This is a genomic window from Arthrobacter sp. NPDC055585, assembly GCF_053619115.1.
This window is the reverse complement of the sequence record NZ_JBSHIT010000003.1, coordinates 295,726-322,092: the sequence shown is the minus strand read 5'-3', so window position 1 is coordinate 322,092 and position 26,367 is coordinate 295,726. Positions and strand designations below refer to the sequence as shown.

19 protein-coding genes and 2 pseudogenes are annotated in these 26,367 nt (G+C 65.0%); 9 read left to right on the top strand and 12 right to left on the bottom strand.

The features are described 5' to 3' along the window. Window positions 1-75: 75 nt before the first annotated feature. The 7 genes from uvrC to ACWGQ2_RS07690 all read right to left on the bottom strand — a co-directional run bounded on the left by uvrC (window position 76) and on the right by ACWGQ2_RS07690 (window position 10,687). Window positions 76-2,079: an excinuclease ABC subunit UvrC gene (uvrC, locus tag ACWGQ2_RS07720; RefSeq protein WP_452015924.1), complete on the bottom strand. Its 2,004-nt coding sequence runs from the start codon at window positions 2,077-2,079 to the stop codon at window positions 76-78. Window positions 2,080-2,169: 90 nt separating this feature from the next. Further along, window positions 2,170-2,838, bottom strand: a complete 669-nt coding sequence (locus ACWGQ2_RS07715) for a lysophospholipid acyltransferase family protein (protein WP_452015922.1) — start codon at window positions 2,836-2,838, stop codon at window positions 2,170-2,172. After that, entirely contained in the window at window positions 2,825-3,520 is a 696-nt protein-coding gene (locus ACWGQ2_RS07710; protein WP_452015920.1) for an HAD hydrolase-like protein, read from the bottom strand. The genes ACWGQ2_RS07715 and ACWGQ2_RS07710 overlap by 14 nt, the downstream gene beginning before the upstream one ends. A gap of 93 nt (window positions 3,521-3,613) precedes the next feature. Beyond that, entirely contained in the window at window positions 3,614-6,508 is a 2,895-nt protein-coding gene (gene uvrA / locus ACWGQ2_RS07705; RefSeq protein WP_452015918.1) for an excinuclease ABC subunit UvrA, read from the bottom strand. Window positions 6,509-6,562: 54 nt separating this feature from the next. After that, complete coding sequence (locus ACWGQ2_RS07700) at window positions 6,563-6,940, bottom strand: GntR family transcriptional regulator (RefSeq protein WP_452015916.1); 378 nt, start codon at window positions 6,938-6,940, stop codon at window positions 6,563-6,565. Window positions 6,941-7,037: 97 nt separating this feature from the next. Further along, on the bottom strand, window positions 7,038-8,951 hold the full coding sequence (locus ACWGQ2_RS07695) for an ABC transporter ATP-binding protein (RefSeq protein ID WP_452016084.1): 1,914 nt from the start codon (window positions 8,949-8,951) through the stop codon (window positions 7,038-7,040). A gap of 2 nt (window positions 8,952-8,953) precedes the next feature. Next, complete coding sequence (locus tag ACWGQ2_RS07690) at window positions 8,954-10,687, bottom strand: ABC transporter ATP-binding protein (RefSeq protein WP_452015914.1); 1,734 nt, start codon at window positions 10,685-10,687, stop codon at window positions 8,954-8,956. A gap of 132 nt (window positions 10,688-10,819) precedes the next feature. Here ACWGQ2_RS07690 and ACWGQ2_RS07685 point away from each other — a divergent pair, with 132 nt between their 5' ends. The 3 genes and pseudogenes from ACWGQ2_RS07685 to ACWGQ2_RS07675 all read left to right on the top strand — a co-directional run bounded on the left by ACWGQ2_RS07685 (window position 10,820) and on the right by ACWGQ2_RS07675 (window position 12,977). Beyond that, a complete protein-coding gene (locus tag ACWGQ2_RS07685) occupies window positions 10,820-11,467 on the top strand; it encodes an MBL fold metallo-hydrolase (protein WP_452015912.1) in 648 nt (215 codons plus the stop codon). 90 nt (window positions 11,468-11,557) lie between these two features. Then, window positions 11,558-12,454: pseudogene (locus ACWGQ2_RS07680) on the top strand (APC family permease); the annotation flags it as partial. 22 nt (window positions 12,455-12,476) lie between these two features. Next, the gene (locus ACWGQ2_RS07675) at window positions 12,477-12,977 is read left to right on the top strand and encodes a hypothetical protein (protein WP_452015910.1); all 501 of its coding nucleotides are present in this window, start codon (window positions 12,477-12,479) and stop codon (window positions 12,975-12,977) included. A 5-nt stretch (window positions 12,978-12,982) separates the two neighbouring features. Here the strand turns inward: ACWGQ2_RS07675 and ACWGQ2_RS07670 are convergent, their stop codons facing one another. Continuing rightward, window positions 12,983-13,765 carry a trans-aconitate 2-methyltransferase gene (locus tag ACWGQ2_RS07670; RefSeq protein WP_452015908.1) on the bottom strand — a complete coding sequence of 261 codons (783 nt, stop codon included), beginning with the start codon at window positions 13,763-13,765 and terminating at the stop codon, window positions 12,983-12,985. A gap of 99 nt (window positions 13,766-13,864) precedes the next feature. Here ACWGQ2_RS07670 and ACWGQ2_RS07665 point away from each other — a divergent pair, with 99 nt between their 5' ends. The 4 genes from ACWGQ2_RS07665 to ACWGQ2_RS07650 all read left to right on the top strand — a co-directional run bounded on the left by ACWGQ2_RS07665 (window position 13,865) and on the right by ACWGQ2_RS07650 (window position 19,491). Continuing rightward, entirely contained in the window at window positions 13,865-16,405 is a 2,541-nt protein-coding gene (locus ACWGQ2_RS07665) for a DEAD/DEAH box helicase (RefSeq protein WP_452015906.1), read from the top strand. Between the two features lie 10 nt (window positions 16,406-16,415). Then, window positions 16,416-16,898: an N-acetyltransferase family protein gene (locus tag ACWGQ2_RS07660; RefSeq protein WP_452015904.1), complete on the top strand. Its 483-nt coding sequence runs from the start codon at window positions 16,416-16,418 to the stop codon at window positions 16,896-16,898. After that, window positions 16,895-18,199, top strand: coding sequence for an alpha/beta fold hydrolase (locus tag ACWGQ2_RS07655; RefSeq protein ID WP_452015902.1), 1,305 nt, complete (start codon window positions 16,895-16,897; stop codon window positions 18,197-18,199). Before ACWGQ2_RS07660 ends, ACWGQ2_RS07655 begins: the two co-directional genes overlap by 4 nt. Before the next feature lie 98 nt (window positions 18,200-18,297). Continuing rightward, the gene (locus ACWGQ2_RS07650) at window positions 18,298-19,491 is read left to right on the top strand and encodes a hypothetical protein (RefSeq protein WP_452015900.1); all 1,194 of its coding nucleotides are present in this window, start codon (window positions 18,298-18,300) and stop codon (window positions 19,489-19,491) included. A 42-nt stretch (window positions 19,492-19,533) separates the two neighbouring features. Here the strand turns inward: ACWGQ2_RS07650 and ACWGQ2_RS07645 are convergent, their stop codons facing one another. The 4 genes and pseudogenes from ACWGQ2_RS07645 to coaE all read right to left on the bottom strand — a co-directional run bounded on the left by ACWGQ2_RS07645 (window position 19,534) and on the right by coaE (window position 24,228). Next, window positions 19,534-19,911 (bottom strand): hypothetical protein, encoded by a 378-nt coding sequence (locus tag ACWGQ2_RS07645; protein WP_452015898.1) that lies wholly within the window; start codon window positions 19,909-19,911, stop codon window positions 19,534-19,536. A 437-nt stretch (window positions 19,912-20,348) separates the two neighbouring features. Then, a pseudogene (locus tag ACWGQ2_RS07640) lies at window positions 20,349-21,344 on the bottom strand (TerC family protein); the annotation flags it as partial. Between the two features lie 98 nt (window positions 21,345-21,442). Next, complete coding sequence (gene uvrB, locus ACWGQ2_RS07635; RefSeq protein ID WP_452015896.1) at window positions 21,443-23,539, bottom strand: excinuclease ABC subunit UvrB; 2,097 nt, start codon at window positions 23,537-23,539, stop codon at window positions 21,443-21,445. A gap of 65 nt (window positions 23,540-23,604) precedes the next feature. Continuing rightward, window positions 23,605-24,228 (bottom strand): dephospho-CoA kinase, encoded by a 624-nt coding sequence (coaE, locus tag ACWGQ2_RS07630; RefSeq protein ID WP_452015894.1) that lies wholly within the window; start codon window positions 24,226-24,228, stop codon window positions 23,605-23,607. 102 nt (window positions 24,229-24,330) lie between these two features. On the opposite strand from coaE, the gene ACWGQ2_RS07625 reads away from it, so the two are divergent. Both ACWGQ2_RS07625 and ACWGQ2_RS07620 read left to right on the top strand, forming a co-directional pair. Further along, the gene (locus ACWGQ2_RS07625; protein ID WP_452015892.1) at window positions 24,331-25,005 is read left to right on the top strand and encodes an IMPACT family protein; all 675 of its coding nucleotides are present in this window, start codon (window positions 24,331-24,333) and stop codon (window positions 25,003-25,005) included. Continuing rightward, on the top strand, window positions 25,002-26,171 hold the full coding sequence (locus tag ACWGQ2_RS07620) for a class I SAM-dependent methyltransferase (protein ID WP_452015890.1): 1,170 nt from the start codon (window positions 25,002-25,004) through the stop codon (window positions 26,169-26,171). Before ACWGQ2_RS07625 ends, ACWGQ2_RS07620 begins: the two co-directional genes overlap by 4 nt. The last annotated feature ends 196 nt before the right edge of the window (window positions 26,172-26,367 follow it).

The window sequence follows — 26,367 nt, the reverse complement described above, 5'->3', positions numbered from 1 at the left end:
TTCGGTCAGCAGCCTGTACCGGCTGCGGACCGGCCCGGTGTGCGGGTCCGCCGCAGTCCGGCCTTCCCAGCCTAACTAAGATTCAACTATTTCGCCGGTGGTCATGTTTACTGCCGGAGCCGCGTCGGCGCCCGCATCTGCCAGCGCTGTCTGCAGGGCCGCCGCCATGGACGGGCCGATGCCGGGAACCTCCTGGAGCTGGGCTGCATCTGCCTGCTTGAGGCTGCGGACGGAACCGAAGTGCTTGAGCAGCGCCTTCTGCTTGGCCGGACCCAGTCCGGGGACCGAGTCCAGCACGGAGGCAGTCATGGACTTTCCGCGCTTCTGCCGGTGGAACGTGATGGCAAAGCGGTGGGCTTCGTCGCGGATCCGCTGCAGCAGGAACAGGGCCTCGGAGGAACGCGGCAGGATCACCGGGAAGTCACTCTCCGGGACCCAGACTTCTTCCAGCCGCTTGGCCAGCCCCACGACGTAAACATCGGTGATGCCCAGATCCTCCAGCGCCCGGGACGCTGCTGTGACCTGGGGTTTGCCGCCGTCGACCACCACCAGGTTGGGCGGATAGGCGAACTTGGCCCTGGGGGCTGCGGTCAGGGTGTCCGCCACCGGACTGTCCGGTTCCTGTGCCTCGGCAGCGGAGCCCGGCTCGGCGTCGGGCACCTGCGCGGCGGGATCGAAGTTCTCGGCAAGATAGTGCTTAAACCGCCGGGAAATGACGTCATACATCGACGCGGTGTCATCGCGTGCAGCCTCGCCGGTGATGGAGAAACGCCGGTAGTCGGACTTTTTCATCAGACCGTCCTCGGCCACCACCATCGAGGCCACAACGTTCGTGCCCTGCACATGGGAGATGTCGTAGCACTCGATGCGCAGCAGGGGTACCGGAAGATCCAGGGCCTCCTGCAGCTCGGACAGCGCAGCCGAACGTGTGGTGAGATCCCCGGCTCGGCGGCTCTTATGCAGCCGCATCGCGTCTTCGGCGTTGCGGGTGACCGTCTCCATCAGCGACTTCTTGTCCCCGCGCTGGGGAACTGAAATCTTGACCTTGGATCCGCGCAGGCCGCGGAGCCAGACCTGAAGTTCCTCGGCGTTCTCCGGCAGCACCGGCACCAGCACACGGCGCGGAATGCTGTCCTGCGCAGAAGCTTCGCCGTAAACCTGCTGGAGCAGATGCTCCACCATCTCACCGGTGTCCATGTCCTCGACCTTCTCCACCACCCAGCCGCGCTGGCCGCGGATCCGGCCGCCGCGGACGTGGAAGACCTGGACGGAGGCCTCGAGTTCGTCCTGGACCATGCCAAAGATGTCGGCGTCGGTATCTTCGGACAGAACCACGGTGTTCCGCTCGAAGACCTTCTTCAGGGCGGCGATGTCATCGCGCAGCCGGGCGGCGGATTCATAGTCAAGGTCCGCGACGGCTGCCTGCATCTGCTTTTCCAGGTCCTGGATGAAGCGTTTGCCCTCACCGGACATAAAGGAGCAGAGTTCTGCGGCCAGCGCACGGTGGTCCTCTGCGCTGATCCGTCCGACGCAGGGGGCGGAGCACTTGTCGATGTAGCCAAGGAGGCACGGGCGGCCGGTGCGTTCGGCGCGCTTGAAGACCCCGGCGCTGCAGGTCCGGACCGGGAAGACGCGCAGCAGCGTATCCAGGGTCTCGCGGATGGCCTTGGCGGGATAGAACGGACCGAAGTAGCGGGTATCTTTGCGGCGTTCACCGCGCATCACCTGCGCCCGGGGGTACTTCTCCCCCATGGTCACGGCCAGGTAGGGGTAGGACTTGTCATCCCGGAACATGATGTTGAACCGGGGATTGAATTCCTTGATCCAGGTGTACTCGAGCTGCAGCGCTTCAAGCTCGGTGCCTACGACCGTCCATTCCACGCTGGTGGCGGTGAAGACCATGGCCCGGGTCTTGGGCATCAGCTGCCGGGGGCTGGCGAAGTAGGAGTTCAGCCGGGACCGGAGGTTCTTGGCCTTGCCTACGTAGATGACCCGCCGGTGTTCATCGCGGAAACGGTACACCCCGGGTTCGGTGGGGATTTCCCCCGTCCGGGGCCGGTAAGTTGCTGGATCTGCCACTTTTCCATCCTACGGCCCGGCCCCGGCGGCCGGAGCCGGGTTCGCCGCCCGCGCAACCGGGGCAGCCGGGGCAGCCGGGGCAGCCGGGGCCTAGGCGCCGTCCGGCTTGTTCTGGTTGTAGCTGCCGGCGCGTTCCTGGCCGGAGAGCTCGGCGATGGCGTCCATGACCTGGTCGGTGACCCGGCGGCGTTCCGGCAGGGCATGCGCCGGCCCGGTCTTCGAGAAGTACAGCGGCCTTCCCACGCTCATGGTGAAGGAGTGCGGCTTCACCCATTTCTTGCCTGCGGGCTGCAGCCGTTCGGTGCCGATCAGGCCTACCGGCACAACCGGCGCTCCGGAGGTCAGGGCGAGCCAGCCCACGCCTGTGCGGCCGCGGTAGAGCAGGCCGTCCCGGGAACGGGTGCCTTCGGGATAGATACCGATGCCGCCGCCCATTTCCAGGACATCTAGGAGGGATTTGAGGGCTGCGACGCTGGCGGCTTGCTGGCCGCGCTCCACCGGAATTGAGCCCACGCTCTCGAAGAAATTCCGCATCGCGGCGCCTTTAAGGCCGGGCGTGGTGAAGTACTCCGCCTTGGCGAAGAACCCCACGCGGCGCGGCATAAGCGCCTGGATCAGCACACTGTCCAGAAAAGAGAGGTGGTTTGCGGCCACAATGAACGGACCGGTGGTGGGAACGTTTTCCAGACCGGTGATGGTGGGCCGGCAGAGGGAGATCAGTCCCCGCGTGCTGGAGCGGGTGAGGTTATAGAGCCCCATGGGCACCTGCCGGATGTGCGGCCGCGTGGACGGCTGCCGGGAGCTCCGCGGCTGAATGTACGACGGCGGCGGCACCGGACGCTTCCAGCTCACCGTCCTGGGCAAAGCCCCAGGAAACGCCAACACAGGGAATACCGTTGGCGGAGGCGCCGTGCACGTCGTGGGAGCGGTCCCCGATCATCACTGCTGCGGAATACCGCCCGTTGTGCTCAGCCAGAGCAGCCCGGACGATTGAAACCTTGCCGTCTGCGGCAGCCAGCCGCTCATCAGCCGGGGAGCCGTGGATTGAATCGAAGAGGATGTCCAGGCCCTGGAGCGCGAGCAGCTCACGGGCAATCGGTTCGGGTTTCTGCGTAGCCACAGCCACCAGGGCGCCGTCCGCGCGCAGGTTCCGGACAGCATCTGCAATTCCGGGGTACGGCCTGCTGGCAGCCATCCCGGTTTCCCGGTAGCTCCGGCGGTAGCTGGCGATCACCGTTTCAAGCTGTTCTGCGGGGACCCCGGCAATGCGGGTCAGGGAGTCTTTCAGCGCCGGACCGACCATTGCCTGCAGGTCCCTGGCCGGCGGAACCGGAAGTCCGGAGGCGGCCAGGGCGGCTGCGATGCCTCCGGTGATGCTGCCGGCAGGATCCACGAGAGTGCCGTCCAGATCAAAGAGGACCAGGAGCCTTGAATTCGTCACCGGGCAAGTTTCGCACAGAGAACCCTGCCAGCGTAAAAAGGTATTACCGCCACGGAATATGTCAGCCGGATTTGCCGGGCCGGGCGGCGCACCCTAGCCGAGGATCTCGGCCAGGAACCTGCCGGTGTGGCTGTCCGGTGACTTGGCGACCTTCTCGGGGGTTCCCTGGGCAACAACCATGCCGCCGCCGGTGCCGCCGTCGGGTCCCAGGTCAATGATCCAGTCGGCGCTCTTGATGACGTCCAGGTTGTGCTCGATGGTGATCACCGTGTTGCCCTTTTCCACCAGCCCCTGCAGCACCAGCAGCAGCTTGCGCACGTCTTCGAAGTGCAGGCCCGTGGTTGGCTCGTCCAGGACGTAAACGCTGCGGCCGTTGGACCGCTTCTGCAGCTCGGCTGCCAGCTTGACGCGCTGGGCCTCGCCGCCGGAGAGCGTGGTTGCAGGCTGGCCGAGGCGCACGTAGCCAAGTCCGACGTCGACCAGTGTGTTCAGGTGCCGGGCAATGGGTGCAAAGGCAGCGAAGAACTCGGCTGCCTCTGCGATCGGCATGTCCAGGATCTCGGCAATGTTCTTGCCCTTGTAATGGACCTCAAGGGTTTCCCGGTTGAACCGGGCGCCGTGGCAGACCTCGCAGGGCACATAGACATCCGGAAGGAAGTTCATTTCGATCTTCAGGGTGCCGTCACCGTGGCAGGCTTCGCAGCGGCCGCCCTTGACGTTGAAGGAGAACCGGCCGGGGAGGTAGCCGCGGACCTTTGCCTCGGTGGTCTCCGCGAAGAGCTTGCGGATGTGGTCGAACACGCCGGTGTAGGTGGCCGCGTTGGACCGCGGAGTGCGTCCAATGGGGCTCTGGTCGACGTGGATGACCTTGTCCAGGTGTTCCAGGCCGTCCACCCGGGTGTGCCGGCCGGCAACGTGCTTGGCGCCGTTGAGCTTACTGGCCAGGACCCGGTAGAGGATGTCATTGATCAGGGTGGATTTGCCGGAGCCGGAGACGCCGGTCACCGCCGTAAAGACGCCCAGGGGCACGCTGACGTCGATGTTGCGCAGGTTGTTTTCCCGCGCACCAACGATCTTGAGCTGCCGGGACTTGTCCACCTTGCGGCGCTTGGCGGGAATCTCGATTTTCCGTCGTCCGGAAAGGTAATCGCCGGTAATCGAACGCGTGTTGGTGAGGAGTTCGGACAACGGGCCGGAGTGGACGATTTCGCCACCCTTCTCCCCCGCACCCGGTCCTACATCGACAACCCAGTCAGCTTCGTGAATGGTGTCCTCGTCATGCTCCACCACAATCAGCGTGTTGCCGAGGTTGCGCAGCCGCGCCAGGGTTTCGATCAGGCGGCGGTTGTCCCGCTGGTGCAGGCCGATCGAGGGTTCGTCCAGGACGTACAGCACGCCCACCAGGCCGGAGCCGATCTGGGTGGCCAGGCGGATGCGCTGGGCTTCGCCGCCGGAGAGTGTTGCGGCCGGACGGTCCAGGGAGAGGTACTCCAGGCCGACGTCGAGCAGGAAGGTCAGGCGGGCCTTGATCTCCTTGAGGACCTGCTCGCCGATCTTGGCCTCACGGTCCGTCAGCTCCAGGTTCTCGAAGAACTCTGCCGCTTCGCGCAGCGGCATGGCACTGGCTTCGGCAATGTTGCGCTTGTTGATGAGCACTGACAGGGACGCGGGGTTCAGGCGCGCGCCGCCGCACTCGGGGCACGCGATCTCCCGCATGTACTCCTCGTACCGGTCGCGGGAGCTCTCGGACTCCGTCTCCTGGTGCTTGCGCTTGATGTAGCCGATCACACCTTCGAAGCCGGTCGTGTACTTGCGTTCCCGGCCGAACCGGTTCTTGTACTGCACCACAACTTTGTGGTCCTTGCCGTGCAGCACGGCTTCACGGGCCTTGGCCGGCAGCTTCTTCCACGGAACATCCATGGAGAAGCCCATGTCCTTGGCGAGCCCGGAGAGCAGACGGTTCCAGTACTCGGTGGTGGCTGTGCCCATGGACCACGGCGCAATGGCACCGGCGGCGAGGCTGAGGTTCGGGTTGGGAACCACCAGCTCCTCGTCCACCTCGAGCCGGGAGCCGATGCCGGTGCAGACGGGGCAGGCGCCGAACGGGTTGTTGAAGGAGAAGGACCTTGGCTCGATCTCGTCGATTGCCAGCGGGTGTTCGTTCGGGCAGGCCAGGTGCTCGGAGAAGCTCCTGGTCCGTTCCGGGCTGTCTTCGGGCAGGTCAACGAAGTCTGCCAGGACGCGGCCGTCGGCGAGCCCCAGCGCGGTTTCCACCGAGTCGGTGAGGCGCTGGCGGATGCCGTCCTTGGCTACCAGGCGGTCGATGACCACTTCGATGGTGTGCTTGTACTGCTTGCCGAGCTTGGGCGGATCGGAAAGCTGGACGGTTTTGCCGTCCACCTTGGCACGGGAGTAGCCCTTAGCGGCGAGGTCCTTGAACAGGTCCACGAATTCGCCCTTGCGTCCGCGAACCACCGGGGCCAGGATCTGGTACCGCGTGCCCTCTTCGAGTTCGAGCAGCTGGTCGGTGATCTGCTGCGGGGTCTGGCGGCTGACCGGCTCGCCGCAGACCGGACAGAACGGTGTGCCCACACGTGCCCAGAGCAGGCGCATGTAGTCATGGATTTCAGTAATGGTGCCCACCGTGGAGCGCGGGTTCCGACTGGTGGACTTCTGGTCGATAGAGACCGCCGGGGACAGGCCCTCAATGAAGTCGACGTCCGGCTTGTCCACCTGGCCCAGGAACATCCGGGCGTAGGAGGAGAGGGATTCGACGTAGCGGCGCTGGCCTTCGGCGAAGATCGTGTCGAACGCCAGGGACGACTTTCCGGAGCCCGAAAGTCCGGTAAAGACAATCATGGCGTCGCGCGGAAGATCAAGGTCCACGTTCTGCAGGTTGTGTTCCCTTGCACCCTTCACCACGAGGCGGGAGAGATCGCCGGCGGGGTGCGGATTGTGGCCAGAAGTCAGTGAAGTCGCGGTAGACACGCTTTCCACTCTAGATCAAAGCCGATTCGAAGACGTATTCGAGGGTGGGTGTGTTCACCGCTGGCGTAGGGCCGCCTGGACGTAGGCAACGGCATCGCTGTGGTCCACGCCGTTGGCGCGGACGGTTTCGGCGAAAATCCGGGCGGCTTCGGCGACCCGCCGCCGTCCGTTGTCCCCTGCGGCTGCCACAACGGTGCCTGCCCGGGAGCGTGTGGTCACTACCTCGGCCTGTTCGAGTTCGCGGTAGGCACGGGCTACGGTGTTGACCGCCAGGCCCAGCCGCGCGGCCAGGGCCCGCACCGGGGGCAGCCGGGTTCCCACCGGAAGGGTGCCGTCATTTGCGGCGTCGAGGATCTGCAGCCGGAGCTGTTCAAAGGGAGGCACCGAACTAGCCGCATCGATCCGTACCCAGGAGAGCACGCCGTCGTCCATGCCACCGCTTTCTTAATCCCTGTTTCCCGAACGCGAATGCGGCCGGTTCGGAATCCATCTTGCCACGGCCGGCGGGCATGCGCGGGGAAAAACGCCGCTACTCATGTGCCTCAGCGCTGGCAGCCGGTTCGCTGAACTGGGACTGGTAGAGCTGGGCATAGAACCCTCCGGCCTCCAGGAGGGCCTCATGGGTCCCCTGCTCCACGATCTGCCCGTCCCGTACCGCCAGGATGACGTCAGCGTCGCGGATGGTGGACAGGCGGTGGGCGATGACAAAACTGGTGCGGGCCTCGCGCAGCGCGCCCATGGCCAGCCGGATCGAGACTTCGGTGCGTGTGTCCACCGAGCTGGTCGCTTCGTCCAGCACGAGAATGGACGGGTTGGCCAGCCAGGCGCGCGCAATGGTGATGAGCTGGCGCTGTCCCTGGCTCAGGGATCCGCCGTCGGCGCTCAGGACCGTGTCATAGCCCTCCGGAAGGGACCGGACAAAATGGTCCACGTGTGTGGCCTTCGCGGCCTCAACGATTTGCTCGTCGGTTGCGTCGGGAGCCCCGTAGGCGAGGTTCTCCCGGACGGTGCCTTCGAAGAGCCAGGCGTCCTGAAGGACCATGCCGATGCTGCGGCGGACATCATCCCGGGTCATGGTTCTGGTGTTGACTCCGTCCAGCAGGATTTCTCCGGAGTCCACGTCATAGAAGCGCATCAGCAGATTCACCAGGGTGGTCTTCCCTGCTCCCGTAGGCCCGACAATCGCTACGGTCTGTCCGGGCCTGGCCTCGAAGGAAAGATCGTGGATGAGCGGCGCCTCGGGTGAGTAAGAGAAGCTGACGTGGCGGAAGGCGACGTCGCCGCGCACCCGGCCCAGCCGGACCGGATCCTTGGGGTCGGGTTCGATTTCCTTCGCGTCGAGGAGGGCGAAGACGCGTTCAGCGGAGGCAAGACCGGACTGGAGCATGTTGATCAGTCCGCCGAGCTGGCCCAGCGGCTGGCTGAACTGCCGGCTGTACTGCACAAAGGCCTGCACTCCCCCGATGGACAGTGCGCCGCCGGCCACCTGGATGCCGCCCACAACGGCCACAGCCACGTAGTTCAGGTTTGAAATGAAGGTCATGGTGGGCATGATGACGCCGGAGACGAACTGGGCCCGGAAAGAGGATTCGTAGAGCCGGTCGTTGCCCGGATGGAAGCCCTCCACCACGCGTTCCTGCTGGCCGAAGGCCTTCACCACATCCTGGCCGGTGAACATCTCCTCGATGTAGCCGTTCACTTCTCCCGTGGTCTTCCACTGCGCCTTGAACTGCACCTGCGAGCGCCTGGCGATCAGGACGGTTACCAGAGCCGAGACCGGCACCGTGAGCACGGCGATCAGGGCAAGCAGAGGTGAGATCCAGAGCATCATGCCCAGCACCCCCACGATTGTCAGCACGGAGGTAATGACCTGGGTGATGCTCTGCGAGAGGGTTTGGGCGAGGTTGTCGATGTCATTGGTCACCCGGCTCAGGACATCGCCGCGGGACTGCTGCTGGAAATGGGACATGGGCAGCCGGAAGAGTTTGGCGTCCACGTCCCGGCGAAGCCGGTACATGGCGTTCTGCACAATCCGTGCCGTCACCCGGGCCTGTGCCCAGCCGAAGAAGAAGGACGCCAGATAGATCGCCAGCACCCCCATGAGCAGCATGCCCAGGGTGGAGAAGTTGATCCCCTCACCCGGCACGGCGTCCATGGCGGCGAGCATGTCAGCCAGCTGGGTCTCCCCCGCAGCCCGCAGGGCCTCAACCTGGGCCGCCTTGGATACCCCAGGAGCCAGGGAAGCGCCAATCACCCCGTCGAAGATCACGTTGGTGGCATCCCCGAGTACCTTCGGCGCGGTGACTGCGAGCGCCACGGAGACAACACCAAAGAGCAGTACCGCCCCAACGCGCCAGGTGTCCGGGGAGAGCAGCCTCAGCAGGCGTGCCGTGGAGGCCCTGAAGCTGGCGGGCTTTGCTGCCGGAGCCCCGCGCCCGTGCATGCTCACAGTGCCTCCTCCGGTGTGTACTGGGAGGAGACAATCTCCCGGTAGGCGGTGTTGGTATCCAGCAGCTCCGCATGGGTGCCGATTCCTGCGATCCGTCCCTCCTCCAGGACTATGATCCGCGCGGCGTCGGTAATGGTGTTTACCCGCTGGGCCACCACTATCACCGTGGCATGGGCGGTGCGCTGTTTCAGGGCTGCCCGCAGGCGGGCGTCCGTGGTGAAGTCCAGGGCGGAGAAACTGTCATCGAAGAGGTAGATGTCCGGCTGGACCACCAGTGCCCGGGCAATGGCCAGCCGCTGGCGCTGGCCGCCGGAGAAGTTGCCGCCGCCCTGCTCCACCTCATGGTCCAGCCCTCCCCCGGCTGCCCGAACAAAGTCCGCCGCCTGGGCTATCTCCAGTGCTTCCCACAATTCCTCATCCGTGGCTTCGGGTTTTCCGAAACGCAGGTTGGAGGCGATGGTGCCGGAGAAGAGGTGGGCCCGCTGCGGCACCAGCCCAATGCCTGAGCGAAGGGAGTGCAGGGTGACGGCCGCGGTGTCCTGTCCGTCAATGCTGATGCTGCCCTCGGTGGGATCCAGCAGCCGCGGCACCAGGTTCAGCAGAGTGGACTTTCCTGCTCCCGTGGAGCCGATGATGGCGGTGGTCTGCCCGGGCACGGCCTCGAAGCTGATGTCCTGCAGGACGGGATCTTCGGCGCCCGGATAGGTGAACCCCACCCCGGAGAAAACCAGCCGGCCGCCGTCGTACACCAGCTCACTGGCATCCTCGGCGTCCCGGACACTGGTGCGGGTATCCAGCACCTCATAGATCCGTTCGGCGCACACGGCGGCCCTCGGAAGCATCATGATCATGAACATGGACATCATCACTGCCATGAGGATCTGCATGATGTAGGCGATGAACGCAGTGAGTGCTCCGATCTGCATCTGCCCCGCGTCAATGCGAAACGCTCCAAGCCAGACCACGGCGACAGTGGCGAGGTTCGCCACGAGCATGGTCGCGGGGAACAGCAGTGCCAGGTACTGGCTGATGCGCAGCTGCGTGCCGGTGAGGTCCTGGTTTGCGGCGTCGAACCGCTGTTTCTCGGTGCGTTCCCTGACGAAGGCGCGGATGACGGCGATTCCCATGATCTGTTCCCGCAGGACACCGTTGACCCGGTCGATCTGCTTCTGTGCCCGGCGGAACAGCGGGACCAGCCGGCGCAGCACGAGTCCAATGACGATCACCAGCACCGGGAGGATCAGCAGCAGGATCCCGGACAGGGGGATGTCCTGGTTCAGGGCCAGCAGAACACCGCCGACTCCCATGATGGGAGCTGACACCATCATGGTCATGGTCATCAGCAGCGCCATCTGCACCTGCTGCACGTCATTGGTGGTCCGGGTAATCAGCGACGGTGCACCGAACAGGCCCACTTCCCGGCCGGAAAAGGTTTCCACGTTGGTGAACAGGGACCGGCGCACGTTCCGCCCCACACGCATGGCAGTGCGGGCGGCGAAGTAGGTGGCCGCGACGGAGCAGACCACCTGCCCGGCCGTGACGGCGAGCATCCAGCCGCCGATGTTCAGGATGGTGGCCGTGTCCCCCTTCACCACACCCTGGTCAATGATGTCCGCGTTGAGGGTGGGCAGGAACAAGGTGGCGGCGGTCTGCAGGAACTGCAGGATAACGACGGCGGCGACCGCACCTTTGTACGGGGCCAGGTTTTCGCGAACGAGCCGAAGAAGCACGTATCCTCCCGGAACTGCCGGGGCGTTCCGGCACCATCTGAACGTACGCCCGGCGCGGCCCGGCGGCAAGGGATCACCGGACACGCAGCTTCGAGCTCAGGCGGCATTGATCTGCCCGGTTAGACTGGCGCCATGCTGGATACCAGGAACGTTTCGATTCGCAGTGCCTCCGTCAGCTCCATGGACAACAACGTCTACGTGCTCACGGCCAAGAACTCAGGCGCGCAGGTCCTGATTGATGCCGCAGATGACTTCCCGCGCATTCAGGAACTGCTCGACGCCGGGGCGGCAGATCTCTACGGCGGCTCGGGTGAAGCCGCGGTGCAGATGATCATCACGACGCACAGCCACTGGGACCACGTGCGTGCGCTCGCCGAGGCCAAAGCGGCCACCGGAGCGCGTACCGCTGCGGGCGCACCGGACACCGCGGACATCGAAGTGCCCACTGACCTGCCGCTCTCCCACGGGGACGTGCTGGACTTTGACGGGTTTGACCTGGAGGTCATCGCCCTGCGCGGCCACACCCCCGGGTCAGTTGCCCTGGTCTACCGGGATCCGGAGGGCCCGGCCCATCTGTTCACCGGCGATTCCCTCTTCCCGGGCGGAGTCGGAAACACCCAGAAGGACCCCGAGCGGTTTGCCATGCTCTACCGGGACGTAGTCGAACGTATATTCGAACAGTTCCCGGATGACACGCTGGTCCATCCCGGGCACGGCGCCGGAACCACGCTGGGTGCGGAGCGTCCCCACCTGGCCGAATGGAAGGAACGCGGCTGGTAGTCCGCGTCTCCCCGGCCCTCCGTTGACCGCACCTGCGCGGCGGCCTTACGCTCCAAAGGGGCCTGCCGTACCGGGTGAAAGCGAGCAGCCGTGGGAAACCAAGCGCCGTCCCCCGCCAGTCCCGGCCCTGGCAGCAAGATAGGGCTCCTGGCCTGTGTGGCATTCGGCGTAGGGACCACGGTAGGCGGAGGCGTGTTCACGCTCGCCGGAACTGCGGTGAACCTGGCCGGGCCGGCCGCCGTCCTCAGCTACATCCTTGCCGGGACCGTGATGTTCCTGTCCGCCCTTTCCTTCATTGTGGTCTGCACCCGGGCGCGGGACGGTGAATCCGGCTACGCTCCGGTTGGCGACATCCTGGGACCGTTCTGGCGCTTTGTTGTGATGTGGGCCTTTTACCTCAACGGCGCCGCGATGATCGCGTTCCTGGTGACCTCATTCGGGGACTACTTCAGGGAATACTTCCTGCCCGCCGCGGGGACCCTGGTGCTCGCAACCGCTCTCACCGCCGTGGTCACTGTTTTGAACCTGGGGCCGGCAGCTGTGGTCGCCCGCGCGGAGACCTGGATTGTGGGCCTGAAACTTGCCCTGCTGCTGTTCTTCGGCATCTGGGGGATCACTGAGCTCCGTCCGGATGATCTGGACCACCCGCTTCCCGCCGGAGCCGGCGGCGTGTTGTCTGCGGCAGCCCTGCTGTTCACTGCTTACACGGGCTTCAATGTCATTACGAACATGGCCGGTTCGGTGCGGAATGCGCGCAAAACGGTACCGCGCGCCATCCTGCTGACCATCCTTGTTTCCGGGGTCGTCTACCTCGGCACAGCGCTGGCCATGACCGCCAGCGGCATGACGTTCTTCAAAGCCACCGGAGTGTCCCAGGCCGCAGAAATCCTGATGGGGCCCTGGGGAGGAGTGCTGGTGGCAATTGCTGCGTGCCTGTCCACTTTCTCCGGCGCCAACGCAAATGTCCTGGGCGCCTCGGAAATCATGCTCCGGATGGTGGCCCGCGGGGATGTGCCCCCCGGCCCTGGGCAGACACTCACGCAACGGACGCCCATACCTGAATGTACTGCTGCTCGGACTTGTCAGCGTACTGCTGGTGTTCATCCAGGACACCACGTTCATTGTGGCCATCGCCAATGCGGCAGCCATCATCGCCATGATGGTGGTCAGCGTGGCCGCAGCGGTGCTGGGCTTCCGGAAATGGCCCGGAGAGGGTGCCCGGCTGCCGCTGGGTCCCGTAATTCCGATCGTCGCGGCTCTTGCGGCAGGCGCCCAGCTTCCCTCGCTGAACCCGGGGGCGGTTGCCGCCGGGTTTATCCTTACTGCCGTTGGCGGCGCACTGTATCTGGCGCGCAGGGTGCAGCGTGGCGGAACCGGGAACCAGGCGCACGCCAATGCCCAGATAGACGGACGGAACACACCGCTGATGGCCGCCGCCCGAACCGTGGACTCGGGTATCAGCTCCGGAGAGTTGTCCCGGCAGCTTTCCCGGCGCCGAAAAAAGCCGTGAGGCCCTCAGCGTTTCCGGCCGACCATAAAGAGCCGGCGGAACGGCAGGACGGTTCCCCATGGCTTCGCCGGGTAGGCCTCCCGCAGCAGCGCGCCGTATTCCGCTTCGAATCTCTGGTACTCCCCCGGATCCAGGGCTGCGATAACAGGCCGGAGGGCCGTGCCGCGGACCCAGTCCAGCACCGGATCCGGACCGGTGAGGACCTGTTCGTACGTGGTCTCCCAGACATCTGCGTCGAAACCCGCGTTCAGGAGCAGCTCCAGGTATTCCCCGGGCTCGGCCACTGAATCGGTGCCCCGCAGCACCCCTGCGAGCGCCTGGGCATAACGCGGGCTGGACGCCAGTTCCCGCATCAGGGCGTGGGACGGGGCAGCAAAGTTCCCTGGTACCTGTACAGCGATCCAGGATCCCGGGTCCATGGCCTTGGCCCAGCGCGTGAGCAGCTCCTGATGTCCCGGTACCCATTGCAGCGCAGCATTGGAGAGCAGGACGCCGGCTCCTGGTTCCGGTTCCCAGTCCTGGATCTGCCCCTGGGCGAAGCTGAGGTTCTTCCCTGATTGGGAGTTCGCATTACGGATCATGTCCGCAGAGGAGTCAATGCCGGTTACCGGGCTGCCCGGCCAGCGTTCGGCCAGCACCGCGGTGAGCGCCCCTGTCCCGCAGCCCAGATCGGTAACCCAGGCCGGATCCCGAACCGGTTCGCCGGCTCCGATCCGGGCGGCGAGGTCGAAAAACGGCCGGTCGCGGTGGTCTGCAAACTGGAGGTAGCGCTCAGGATCCCATTTCATGTCCGCGAGCCTAGCAGCGCCGTGGTACGCCCTTCGGAATCCGCCCTGAAGGAAACCGCGACCGGTGATTCCTGCTGCCGGGCTAGGCTGGTAGGTGAGATGAAACTACTTGATTCGCTTCCCGCGGCAGCCAGCGGAACCACGACCATCGACCCGGACGAGGTTTACACGTCCTTCCTTGAATGGGTGGAAGGGCGCGGCATGTCCCTTTACCCCGCCCAGGACGAGGCCGTGATGGAGCTGGTCACCGGGAACAACGTCATCCTCGCCACGCCCACCGGTTCGGGCAAGTCCATGGTGGCAATCGCTGCCCACTACTACGCCATGGCACTGGATGAGCGCAGCTACTACACCGCCCCGATCAAGGCTCTCGTCTCGGAGAAATTCTTCGCGCTCTGCGATATTTTCGGGGCCGAGAACGTCGGCATGGTGACCGGCGATTCCTCGGTCAACAAAGACGCCCCCATCATATGCTGCACGGCCGAGATCCTGGCCAACATTGCCCTGCGGGAAGGTGCCGACGCAGACCTGGGCACGGTCATCATGGACGAGTTCCACTTCTACTCCGATCCGCAGCGCGGCTGGGCCTGGCAGGTGCCGCTGCTGGAGCTGCCGCAGGCACAGTTCCTGCTGATGTCCGCCACCCTGGGCGACATGACCCGGATCGCCAACGAACTGAGCGAGCTCACCCACCGGGACACCGTCACGGTCTCCTCCGTGCAGCGGCCCATTCCGCTGCACTACTACTACGTGGAAACCCCCATCCAAGAATCCCTGGAGGAACTGCTGGCCACCAAGCAGGTCCCCGTCTACGTGGTGCACTTCTCCCAGATCGAAGCCATTGACCGGGCCCAGGCGCTGATGAGCATCAATGTCTGCACCCGTGAGGAAAAGGACCGCATTGCGGAGCTGATCGCCGGGTTCCGGTTTGCCCCCGGTTTCGGCAAGACCCTCAACCGGCTGGTGCGCCACGGGATCGGTGTACACCACGCCGGCATGCTGCCCAAGTACCGCCGCCTGGTGGAGCAGCTGGCCCAGGCCGGACTGCTGAAGGTCATCTGCGGCACGGACACCCTCGGTGTGGGCATCAACGTGCCGATCCGCACCGTGCTGATCACCGCGCTGTCCAAGTACGACGGCACACGCACCCGGCCGCTGAAGGTCCGTGAGTTCCATCAGATCGCCGGACGCGCAGGACGGGCCGGCTACGACACCGCCGGCACCGTGGTTGTGCAGGCACCGGAACACGTGATCGAAAACGCCAAGGCCATGGCCAAGGCACAGGCGAAGTTCGGTGATGACCAGAAGAAACTGCGCCAGGTGGTGAAGAAGAAGCCGCAGGCCGGATTCGTGTCCTGGGGCAAACCCACCTTTGAAAAGCTCGTGGACGGCACCCCGGAGCCGCTGACCTCCAGCTTCAACATCACCCACTCCATGCTGCTGAACCTGCTGGAACGCCCCGGCGATCCGTTCGCCGCCGCTAAGAAGCTCCTGAGCAGCAACCATGAAACCCGCTCCTCACAGCTGGCCCTGATGAAGAAGGCCCTGAGCATCTACCGTGAGCTGAAAACCGCGGGCATTGTGGAGGTCCTTCCCGAGCCGGACGCGGACGGACGCACCGTCCGGCTGAAGGTGCACCTGCAGCCGAACTTCGCGCTGAACCAGCCGCTGTCCCCGTTTGCCATGGCGTCCCTGGAGATCCTGGATCCGGAGAGCCCGTCCTACGCCCTGGACGTGGTGTCGGTCATCGAGGCGATTATGGAAAAGCCGCGCCAGGTGCTCTCCGCCCAGGAGAAAAAGGCCCGGGGCGAAGCGGTTGCGGCCATGAAGTCACAGGGCATTGAGTATGACGAGCGGATGGCGCTGCTCGAAGAGGTCACCTATCCGCAGCCGTTGGCCGAGCTGCTCGAACAGTCCTTCGAGGTTTACCGCTCCGGCGCACCTTGGCTGGGCGAATTCGAACTCAGCCCCAAGTCGATCGTCCGCGACATGTACGAACGGGCCATGAGCTTCGGTGAGTACGTGGCCTTCTACTCGCTGGCCCGCTCCGAGGGCGTGCTGCTGCGCTACCTCTCGGACACCTACAAGGCCCTGCTGCACACGGTTCCCCCGGAACGGCTGCGTGAGGACCTGGAAGACATCATCGAATGGCTCGGCGAGCTGGTCCGCCAGACCGACTCCTCGCTGCTGGATGAATGGGAGGAACTCACCTCCGGCGTCAACCCCGACGCCACCGACGAGCCCGTGCTGCCGCCCGTTCCGGACCGGCTGACCGCCAACGTCCGCGCCTTCCGGGTGATGGTCCGCAATGAGATGTTCGCCCGCGTGAAGCTCTTCGCGGACGAGGACGACGCCGCCCTGGGCGCCCTGGACGGCGACGCCGGCTGGAACGCCGACCGCTGGGCAGATGTGCTCGATGCGTACTTCGAGGAACACGATGACATTGATGACGGCCCGGACGCCCGAGGCCCGTCGCTGCTGATCATCAAGGAACTCGCCGGGAAGTGGGAGGTGCGGCAGATCTTCAAGGATCCGGCCGGCCACCTGGACTGGGGTATCAACGCGGAGGTGGACCTCGCTGCCTCCGATGAAGCAGGCACCCCCGTCATCCGCGTGATTCATGCCGGCCGGCTGGACTAGGCTGGAAACCATGCAAATTCGAGCTGCGCGCAGAGACGATGTTCCGGTAATCCTTGAGCTCATTCATGAGCTGGCCGTCTATGAGAAGGAGCCGGACGCGGTCAAGAACACGCCGCAGGCGCTGGAACAGCACCTCTTCGGCGACCATCCTGCTGTCTTCGCCCACGTGCTGGAGGATGAAGGCGCCGTCCAGGGTTTCGCCCTCTGGTTCCTGAACTACTCCACCTGGGAAGGGGTCCACGGCATCTGGCTGGAAGACCTCTACGTCCGGCCCGAGACGCGCGGACGCGGCTACGGCAAGGCACTGCTGCGAGCCCTGGCGCAGACCGCCGTCGAGCGCGGCTACGCCCGCGTCGAATGGACCGTCCTGAACTGGAACGAACCCTCCATCCTGTTCTATAAGTCCCTCGGCGCGCAGCCGATGGATGAGTGGACCACCTACCGCCTGACCGGCGAAGCACTGGAGGAATTCGGCACCCCCGGAGCAGCATGAGCGTTCCGCACACCGCCTCGGAGCCGCTGACCATCCGCGGCATGCGCGTAGTTGAGCACCGGTTCACGGTACCGCTGGACCACTCCGTGCCCGGCGGCGAGCAGATCACCGTCTTTGCCCGCGAGTACTCAGACCCCGAAGTGGCAGCTGCCGGGGACCTGCCCTGGCTGCTTTACCTGCAAGGCGGCCCCGGCGGCAAAGGCAACCGGCTGCTGCAGTTCGGCGGCTGGACGAAGGCCGCCTCCCGGCGGTTCCGCATCCTGATGCTTGACCAGCGCGGCACCGGGCTCTCCACTCCCGCCAACCGGCAGACCCTGGCTGCCCGCGGGGATGCCGCGGCGCAGGCGGACTACCTTGCCCACTTCCGGGCGGACTCCATAGTGGCCGACGCCGAGCTCATCCGGACCGCCCTAGGCTCCGGACCCTGGAGTATTTACGGACAGTCCTACGGCGGATTCTGCGCCCTCACCTACCTGTCCTTCGCCCCGGCGGGCCTGAAGGAAGCCTTGATCACCGGCGGTCTGGCACCCCTGCAGGGGCCCGCCGACCGGGTGTATCAGGCGACGTTTGCCCGGGTTGCGGCCCGGAACGCGGAGTACTTCGCCAAGTATCCCGGGGACCGCGAGCTCACCACGCGCATCGCCCGTCATCTGGATTCAGTACCCGAATACCTTCCGGACGGCACCCGGCTCACGCCCCGACGGTTCCAGATGGCCGGCTCCTACCTGGGCGGCAATACCCGGATGGACGGGCTGCACCACCTGCTGGAGGAAGCTTTTCTCCAGGGCGCCGAGGGCCCGCGGCTCTCGGACACGTTCCTCGCCGGGCTCTGGCAGCTCGCTGAACGTTCCACCAATCCCCTGTACGCCCTCATGCATGAGTCGATCTACGGCCAGGGACAGGCCACGAACTGGGCGGCCTGGCGGGTGCTGGCATCCCGGCCGGACTTCCAGCCCGACGCCGCCGAGCCGCTGTTTACCGGTGAGATGGTCTACCCCTGGTACTTCGAGGAGGATCCGGCCCTGCGCCCGCTGCAGGAGACCGCGGAACTCCTGGCCGCCAAGTCCGACTGGCCGGATTTGTATAACCGGACGCAGCTCGCAGCCAACACGGTTCCAGTTGCTGCCGCCGTTTACTCCGATGACATCTATGTGGACCGGGACCTTTCCCTCGAGACCGCTGCTGCGGTTCAGGGCCTGAAGGTGTGGGAAACGGATGAGTTCCACCACGACGGCATTGCGGACGACGGCGAGGGCATCTTCAACCGGCTGCTGGGCATGGTGCGCGGGGACAAGGGCTGACACCAGCTCCGCTGAGGGGATTTGGGTGTGCCGTAGCTGGCGCCCTGAAGGGGGAATATCCTGACGGGAAGTAGCTAACAGCGGCGGAAGGCCTTCCCATGGCACCGAGTACGCGTTACAGCACTGCTCCCGGAACCGGCGTTCCCAGGCCGGAAGCACCCCCTTGGCGCCGGGTCACCTCCATCGTCCTTGGCATCCTTGCCGCGCTGCTGCTCACCACTTCGGTGGCCGCCGGCTATGCCGGGAGCCTCGTGGCAAACACAGACCGCTACGTCGCCGTCATAGGCCCGGTCATCCAGGACCCGGCGGTACAGGCGGACCTTTCAGAACAAATAGGCGACCAGGTCACCAGCCGGCTCGATGTGAACACCGCTGTCAGCGATGCCTTGTCCAACCTGGATGACTCACGGGCGTCGCAGGCCCTCTCCGCAGCCCTCGCACCGGTCATCGCGGACCGCACGAATTCGCTCATCGACAATACCGTTTCCCGGGCCGTCTCCAGCCAGGCCTTTGCCACCCTCTGGGTTGACGCGAACCGGAGGGCACATGAACTGCTGGTCCGCGCCGTCGAGGATGATCCGGGCGGGATGGCATCGATCGCCTCCAACGGGGATATCACCGTCTCCACCACCGCCATGATCGGGGAGGTCAAGTCCCGGCTCCTGGCGCAGGGCGTGTCAGCTGCTTCGGTGATACCGGACGACGCCGGCGGAGACTACACGGTGTTCAACGCCCCCGGCCTGGCCTCGGCGCTGTCCGCCCTGGACACGCTGGGAAGGACCGCTGCGGTCCTCCCCTGGCTCGCTGCTGCCGCAGCCGCGGCAGCAGTACTCATCGCCCCGCGGGGCCGGCGGCTACGGTCCGGCCTGGTGATCAGCATCTCCAGCGCCGCAGCATCCCTGGCAGCCGTTGTTCTGCTGCGGTTCGTCCAGCAGGCCGGCGTGGACTCGCTCGGCTCAAGTGCCGCCGTCTCACCAGATGCCGCGTTTGTTCTCAGCAACGCGTTCCTGGACCCCCTCGCTGCAGCACTGCGAACGGTCTTCGTCCTCGCCCTGCTGGCCGTCGTGGTGCTCTACGCTGCCGGCCATCAATCCCGCTGGGAACCATGGGCCATGCGGCATCAGCGGGTTTACCAGGCGGTTGCCGCCGGAATCACCGTGCTGGTGCTCTTCCTGCCGGGTCTAAGCGCCGGGATAACAGCCGGCATCACCTTGGTCCTGGTGGGATTCATCGTGGTCCTGGAGGTGCTGGGCAGAAGAACGCGGACACCGCTTGATGCGGTGCCCGCGTAATGCCGGCTTGCCGAACGCGTCAGCACACGGAGGCGCCGTCCGTCAGGCCAGGGCTTTGTCCTTGAGCCGGCCGAACTCGTCGTTGGTGATCAGCCCTTCATCGAGAAGGGATTTAGCCGAGCTGATTTGCTCGGCCGCGCTCTGGGTTCCCGCTGTCCGCCGGATGTATGCCGCAGCCTGTTCCTCCGACTCACTGGCGCGGCGTGCGCTCCGGGCGGCCATGCCGCTGCCTCTGGCAATGACGTACACCAGGGCTGTCAGGTAAGGAACGAAGAGCAGGAAAAAGATCCAGACAGCCTTCGCCCAGCCATTGAGGCTGTCATCGCGGAACAGGTCCACGAAGATCTGGAAAAGCAGGATCAAATACGCGAAAACAAAGAAAACCGCAACGATCGACCATAGTACTTCGAAGAAGTTCATGGCTGCTCCTTTGGAGCGTCAACGGAAACGAGATAACCCCGCAGGGGGCCGTGGATTTCCCCTCCGCCGGGGAGGGACGGTGGTTCTACTGGCAGGCTAGCACCGGGGTCTGCGGCCGGAGCCGGTGTACACAAACTGTGTGCGGATACAACGAGGGCGGCTTCCCTGCCTGCCTGGTCGGGAAACCGCCCTCGTGATCTGAATGTGGTGTGAGCGGTACTGCCTTGGTTCAGTTAGTGATCGGTGCCGGGCTTGCGCGGATCGTCGGCCAGGAACCTGGCGCGTGCTTCATCAGTGATCTCCGGCAGCTCGACGTCGGACCTGGACTCCGCAGCTTTCTCGGCGGCACGGTAGGTCTTGGTGACGTCGTCGTAGGCCTGGGCGCGCTCGGCCTGCGGAGCGTCCTCACCCAGGCTGCGGTAAACCTTCAGTGCGGACTCCAGCGAGGCTACTGCCTGCACTGCCTTGGCCTTGGGGCTCAGCAGACTGGCGACAGTGGCAATCACAATCGTGCCCAGGATCACGGCCAGGGAAACGAAGGTCGGGATCTCCGGTGCCCAGGCAACGGATTCACCGCCGTTGATGAACGGCAGTTCGTTCACGTGCAGTGCGTGCAGGATCAGCTTCACGCCAATGAAAGCGAGGATGACCGAGAGGCCGTGCTTGAGGTAGATGAGCCGGTCCATCAGCCCGCCAAGCAGGAAGTAGAGCTGGCGGAGGCCCATCAGGGCGAAGATGTTGGCCGTGAAGACAATAAACGCACTCTGCGTCAGGCCGAAGATCGCGGGAATGGAGTCGACGGCGAACATCAGGTCGGTGACGCCGATGGTGATGAACACGATGATCATCGGGGTGAAGACCTTCTTGCCGTCCACCACGGTACGGATCTTGCCGCCGTCGAAGTTCTCAGTCATCGGCAGGAAGCCGGTCAGCTTGCGGACCAGCTTATTATCGCTGCCGCCCTCTTCGTCTTCGCCGTTGTCCGTCGCCTGCTTCCAGGCGGTCCAGAGCAGGAACGCGCCAAAGAGGAAGAAGACCCAGGAGAAGTTCTCGATCACGGCAGCGCCGACGATGATGAAGATGCCGCGCAGGATCAGCGCGATGATGATGCCGAACATCAGCACTTCCTGCTGGTACTTACGGGGTACCGAGAAGCGGGCCATGATGATGATAAAGACGAACAGGTTGTCGATGCTGAGGCTGTATTCAGTCACCCAGCCGGCCACGAACTGGCTGCCGTATTCCGGGCCGGTAAAGATGAACATCATCACGGCGAAAATCAGCGCGAGTCCAACGTAGAAGGCAACCCACAGGCCGGCTTCCTTCATGGACGGCTCGTGCGGCCGCTTCACGACCAGGAGCAGGTCGAAGAGCAGTACAAGCCCCAGGACAATGAACGTACCGACCTCAAAAGCGAGGGGTAATGCGGGCATGGGGAACAGACCTTTCAGAGCACGGAAAAAGGCGGGGAGTTCCCGTAACCGCTACGGAACTGCCCCACCGCCGCCAAGCAGTCTACCCCAAGGCACCCCTAAGCGTGCCCGGCGTTCTGCATTTGCCGCAGTTCCTTTTTCAGATCCCCAACCTCGTCGCGCAACCGGGCCGCGAGTTCGAACTGCAGCTCGGCTGCCGCTGCGTGCATCTGTTCGGTCATCGATTCGATCAGTCCGGTCAGGTCTTCCGCGGGCGCAGCAGCCAGTCCATCCTTGCGGATGGTCTTGGCTCCCTTGCCCTTGGCTCCCTTGCCCGCGCTTTTCTTCTTCGCCGCTTCCTCAAGCAGGGCCTTAGTGTCCGCGTCTTCCCGGGCCAGTGAATCGGTGATGTCCGCGATCCGCTTGCGCAGCGGCTGCGGGTCAACGCCGCGTTCCTTGTTGTAGGCCACCTGGATCGCACGCCGGCGGTTGGTCTCATCAATGGCATGGGCCATCGAGTCAGTGATCCGGTCCGCATACATGTGCACCTGGCCGGAGACGTTTCGCGCTGCACGGCCGATGGTCTGGATCAGCGACGTGGAGCTGCGCAGGAATCCTTCCTTGTCCGCGTCGAGGATTGACACCAGAGAGACCTCCGGCAGGTCCAGGCCTTCACGGAGCAGGTTGATGCCCACCAGTACGTCGAAGGTGCCCAGCCGGAGTTCGCGGAGCAGTTCCACCCGGCGCAGGGTGTCCACGTCGGAGTGCAGGTATTCGACCTTCACACCGTTCTCCAGGAGGTACCCGGTCAGGTCTTCGGCCATCCGCTTGGTCAGCGTGGTGACCAGCACTCGTTCATCCTTCTCGGTCCGGGTGCGGATCTCCGCGAGCAGGTCATCGATCTGGCCCTTGCTGGGCTTGACCACCACTTCAGGATCCACCAGTCCGGTGGGCCGGATGATCTGCTCCACCACGCCGTCGGCCTTGCCGAGTTCGTACTTGCCCGGGGTCGCGGAGAGGTAGACCGTCTGGCCGATCCGCTCGAGGAACTCATCCCATTTCAGCGGGCGGTTGTCCATGGCGGAGGGAAGCCGGAACCCGTGTTCGACCAGGGTCCGCTTGCGGGACATGTCGCCCTCATACATGGCACCGATCTGCGGGATGGTGACGTGGGATTCGTCCACGACCAGCAGGAAGTCGTCCGGGAAGTAGTCAAGCAGGCAGTGCGGTGCGGTTCCGGGGCCGCGTCCGTCGATCCAGCGCGAGTAGTTCTCGATGCCGTTGCAGAAACCCATCTGCTGCATCATTTCCAGGTCATAGGTGGTGCGCATGCGAAGCCGCTGTGCTTCCAGCAGCTTGTTCTGGCCCTCCAGTTCGGCCAGCCGCTCGCGCAGCTCATCCTCAATGCCCTTGATAGCGCGGTTCATCCGGTCCGGTCCGGCCACATAGTGCGACGCCGGGAACACATACATTTCCGTCTCGTCACGGATCAGATCGCCCGTGAGCGGGTGCAGGGTCTGGATGCTCTCGATCTCGTCGCCGAAGAACTCGATGCGGATGGCCTGTTCCTCATACATGGGGATGATCTCCACGGTGTCCCCGCGCACCCGGAAGGTGCCGCGGTGGAAGTCCATGTCATTGCGCACGTACTGCATTGAGACAAAGCGCCGCAGCAGGTCGTCCCGGTTCATTTCCATGCCCCGGCGCAGGGTCACCATGCCCTGGATGTACTCTTCCGGGGTGCCCAGGCCGTAGATGCAGGACACGGTGGCGACGACGATGACGTCCCGGCGGGTCAGCAGGGCGTTCGTGGCGGAGTGCCGCAGCCGCTCCACTTCCTCGTTGATGGAGGAGTCCTTCTCGATGAAGGTGTCCGTCTGCGGAACGTACGCCTCGGGCTGGTAGTAGTCGTAATAGGAGACGAAGTATTCCACCGCATTGTTCGGCAGCAGCTCGCGGAATTCGTTGGCCAGCTGGGCGGCCAGGGTCTTGTTCTGCACCATCACCAGCGTGGGGCGCTGTACCTGCTCCACCAGCCAGGCGGTAGTGGCGCTTTTGCCGGTACCGGTGGCACCCATCAGGACAACGTCCTTCTCACCGGCCTGGATACGCTCGGCAAGCTCCTTGATGGCAGTGGGCTGGTCACCCGCCGGGGAGTATTCGCTGACTACTTCAAAGGGGGCTACGACTCGTTTGATGTCCTGCGCAAGACTCATGGTTCAACGCTACTCCGCGACGCGGTCAGGTGCTGTCCGTATTGCTGACGGCATAACGCCTGCGCCTAGCCGCCGGCCGTCCGCTGCCGCTCCTTGTTCAGGGGTACCAGCCGGGAAGCCCAAAGCTCGCGCACGGCGTTGACCAGCTCCTCCGGAGTACCCGTGTTTTCGAGCACGGCGTGGGCCACGGCAGCGCGCTCCGCGGCCGTTGCCTGCGCGGCGATCCGTGCCTGGGCTGCCGCCGGCTCCATCCCCCGGTCCCGGACCATCCGCGCCAGGCGCTCCTCAACCGGTGCCTCGACCACCAGCACAAAGTCGAAGTTCCCGGCCTGTCCGGTTTCCACCAGCAGCGGGATGTCCTGGACGAGGATGCCGTCTTCCGGCACCTCGGCGGCAAGCTCCGCAGCCCTGGCCCGGACCAGCGGATGGATGATCGCGTTCAGGGACCGGCGCTTGTCCTCGTCGGCAAACACCACAGCTGCCAGCGCGGGGCGGTCCAGGCTCCCGTCTGCGGCAAGCACGCCGGGTCCAAACGCCTCAACGACGGCGGCGAGCCCCTCGGTGCCGGGTTCCACCACCTCCCGGGCCAGGGCATCGGCGTCGATCAGGATGGCGCCGCAGTCCGCCAGGGTCCGGGCCACGAGTGACTTTCCGGCTGCGATTCCGCCGGTGAGACCTACCTTCAGCATGGCCACCACCCTACCTTCCGGGCCCCGGCTGCACTTGTTTTACGCGTGCTTTCCGCTGAATCGGCGTCCAGTGCGGGATACCGCGGCAACTAGACTGGCAGGGTGAGTGAATTCCAGGCGGCGACGGGGCGCTATACGACCATCGCCGGGGATCACCGCACCGAGCTGGAGATTAAGCGCTCGCGGTTCATTACCGTTCTGCGCCGGACCGAAACCGAGGACGAGGCGCGCGGGCTGATCGCCGAACTGCGCCGCGAATTCCATGATGCCCGGCACCACTGCAGTGCCTTCGTCCTGGGCCCGGACCGGGAGGTCCAGCGTTCAAGTGACGACGGCGAGCCCTCCGGCACCGCCGGGATTCCCATGCTGGAAGCGCTGACCAAACGGGAGACGTTTGACGGCGCAGCGGACCTGAGCGACATCACCGCCGTCACGGTCCGCTACTTCGGCGGGATACTCCTTGGCGCCGGGGGCCTGGTGCGGGCGTACTCCGAATCCGTCTCCTCGGCACTGTCCACCGCTCCTTTGGTGCGCCGACGCCGGATGCAGCTGTACGCGGTTCCGGCCAGCCATGCCGGTGCCGGACGGCTTGAAAATGACCTGAGGAATGCCGGGTACACGGTGCGCGGCACCGAGTACGGGGCCGGCGGGGCCGTAATCACGGTTGCCCTGCCTGATGCCCCGGACAGCACGGCGGGCTTCCAGGAGCGCCTGGCATCCCTCACCGCCGGAGACACTTCGGCCGAACTCCTTGCCACTGAATGGATTGACCTGTGACTGCCGACGCCGTTCCCTTCGACTTTTCCCTGCTTGGGCGTGCCCCCGACGTTGAGGCGGAGAACCTGCAGGCGTTCGACGCCGCGGACAGGCTGCTGCTTGATACAGCCGCCGGCGACCTGGCGGCGGCGGCCCAGACGGGGCGCGAAGGCAGCGGAGCCGTCGTCGTCATCGGCGATTCCTACGGCGCTCTCACGCTGGGAGCCGCCGCAGTGCATTCGCTGCACGGAATCCGGGTGCAGCAGGATCCGCTCTCCGGGGAACTGGCACTGGACCGCAACGCTTCACAGCTGGATCTGCCGGATGTCTACACGCACTGCAGGCTTGAACCTGAGCTGGTGAACGGCGCACGGCTTGTGCTGCTCCGGCTGCCCCGCTCACTGGACGCGCTGGAGGAGATTGCCCGCCTGATCGCCGTGCACGCAGCACCGGACGTCCGGATCTATGCGGGCGGCCGGATCAAGCACATGACCACCGCCATGAATGAGGTCCTGGGCCGGTATTTCGGCTCGGTCACGGCCGGCCTGGCCCGGCAGAAATCCCGTGTGCTCTCGGTCAGCGACCCGCTGCCTGCAGCGGACCTGCCTGCGCAGCGTTTCCCGCTGCAGGCGGAATACGACGTCGGCCTGTCAGTGCCCCTGCGCCTGTGCGCACGCGGCGCGGCCTTTGGCGGTGCATCGCTGGATCCCGGCACCCGGTTCCTGCTTCCCTTCCTGGCCCAGGCGCGTGCCTCCAGCGATGCCGTTGACCTCGGCTGCGGCAACGGCGCGATCGCCGCCTACCTGGCGCTGGCCCGGCCGGGCCTTCGCCTGCTGGCATCCGATCAGTCCGAGGCGGCTGTTGCCTCGACTGAACTGACGCTCGCCGCGAACGGTGTCTCAGACCGTGCCGAGGTGCGGCGCGCAGACGCCCTGAGGTGGCTTCCGGACGGGTCCCGGGACCTGGTGGTGCTCAATCCCCCGTTCCATATCGGCGCCAGCGTGCACACCGGAATTGCCTTCAAGCTCTTTGCGGACGCCGCCCGCGTGCTGCGCCCGGGCGGAGAGCTGTGGACCGTCTGGAATTCGCATCTGGCCTACAAACCGGCCCTAAACCGCCTAGTGGGAGCAACCAAACAGGTTGGCAGGAACCCCCGTTTTACGGTCACCGTGACCACCCGGCGCTAGGCGCCGCCGGAGAGCTCCGGCGGCGGTCTGAAAAATCAGAGAGAGCGCTCTCTTGACAGTGAACCGCGTCACATCTAGGCTCTCAGCAAGATCAGAGAGCGCTCTCTGCAACGGAACGGCTTCACCGGACCGAATCGGGCTCTCTGGACATGGCTCCACAGTTACGTCCCGTTCCAGGACAAGCCCAGTCACTATT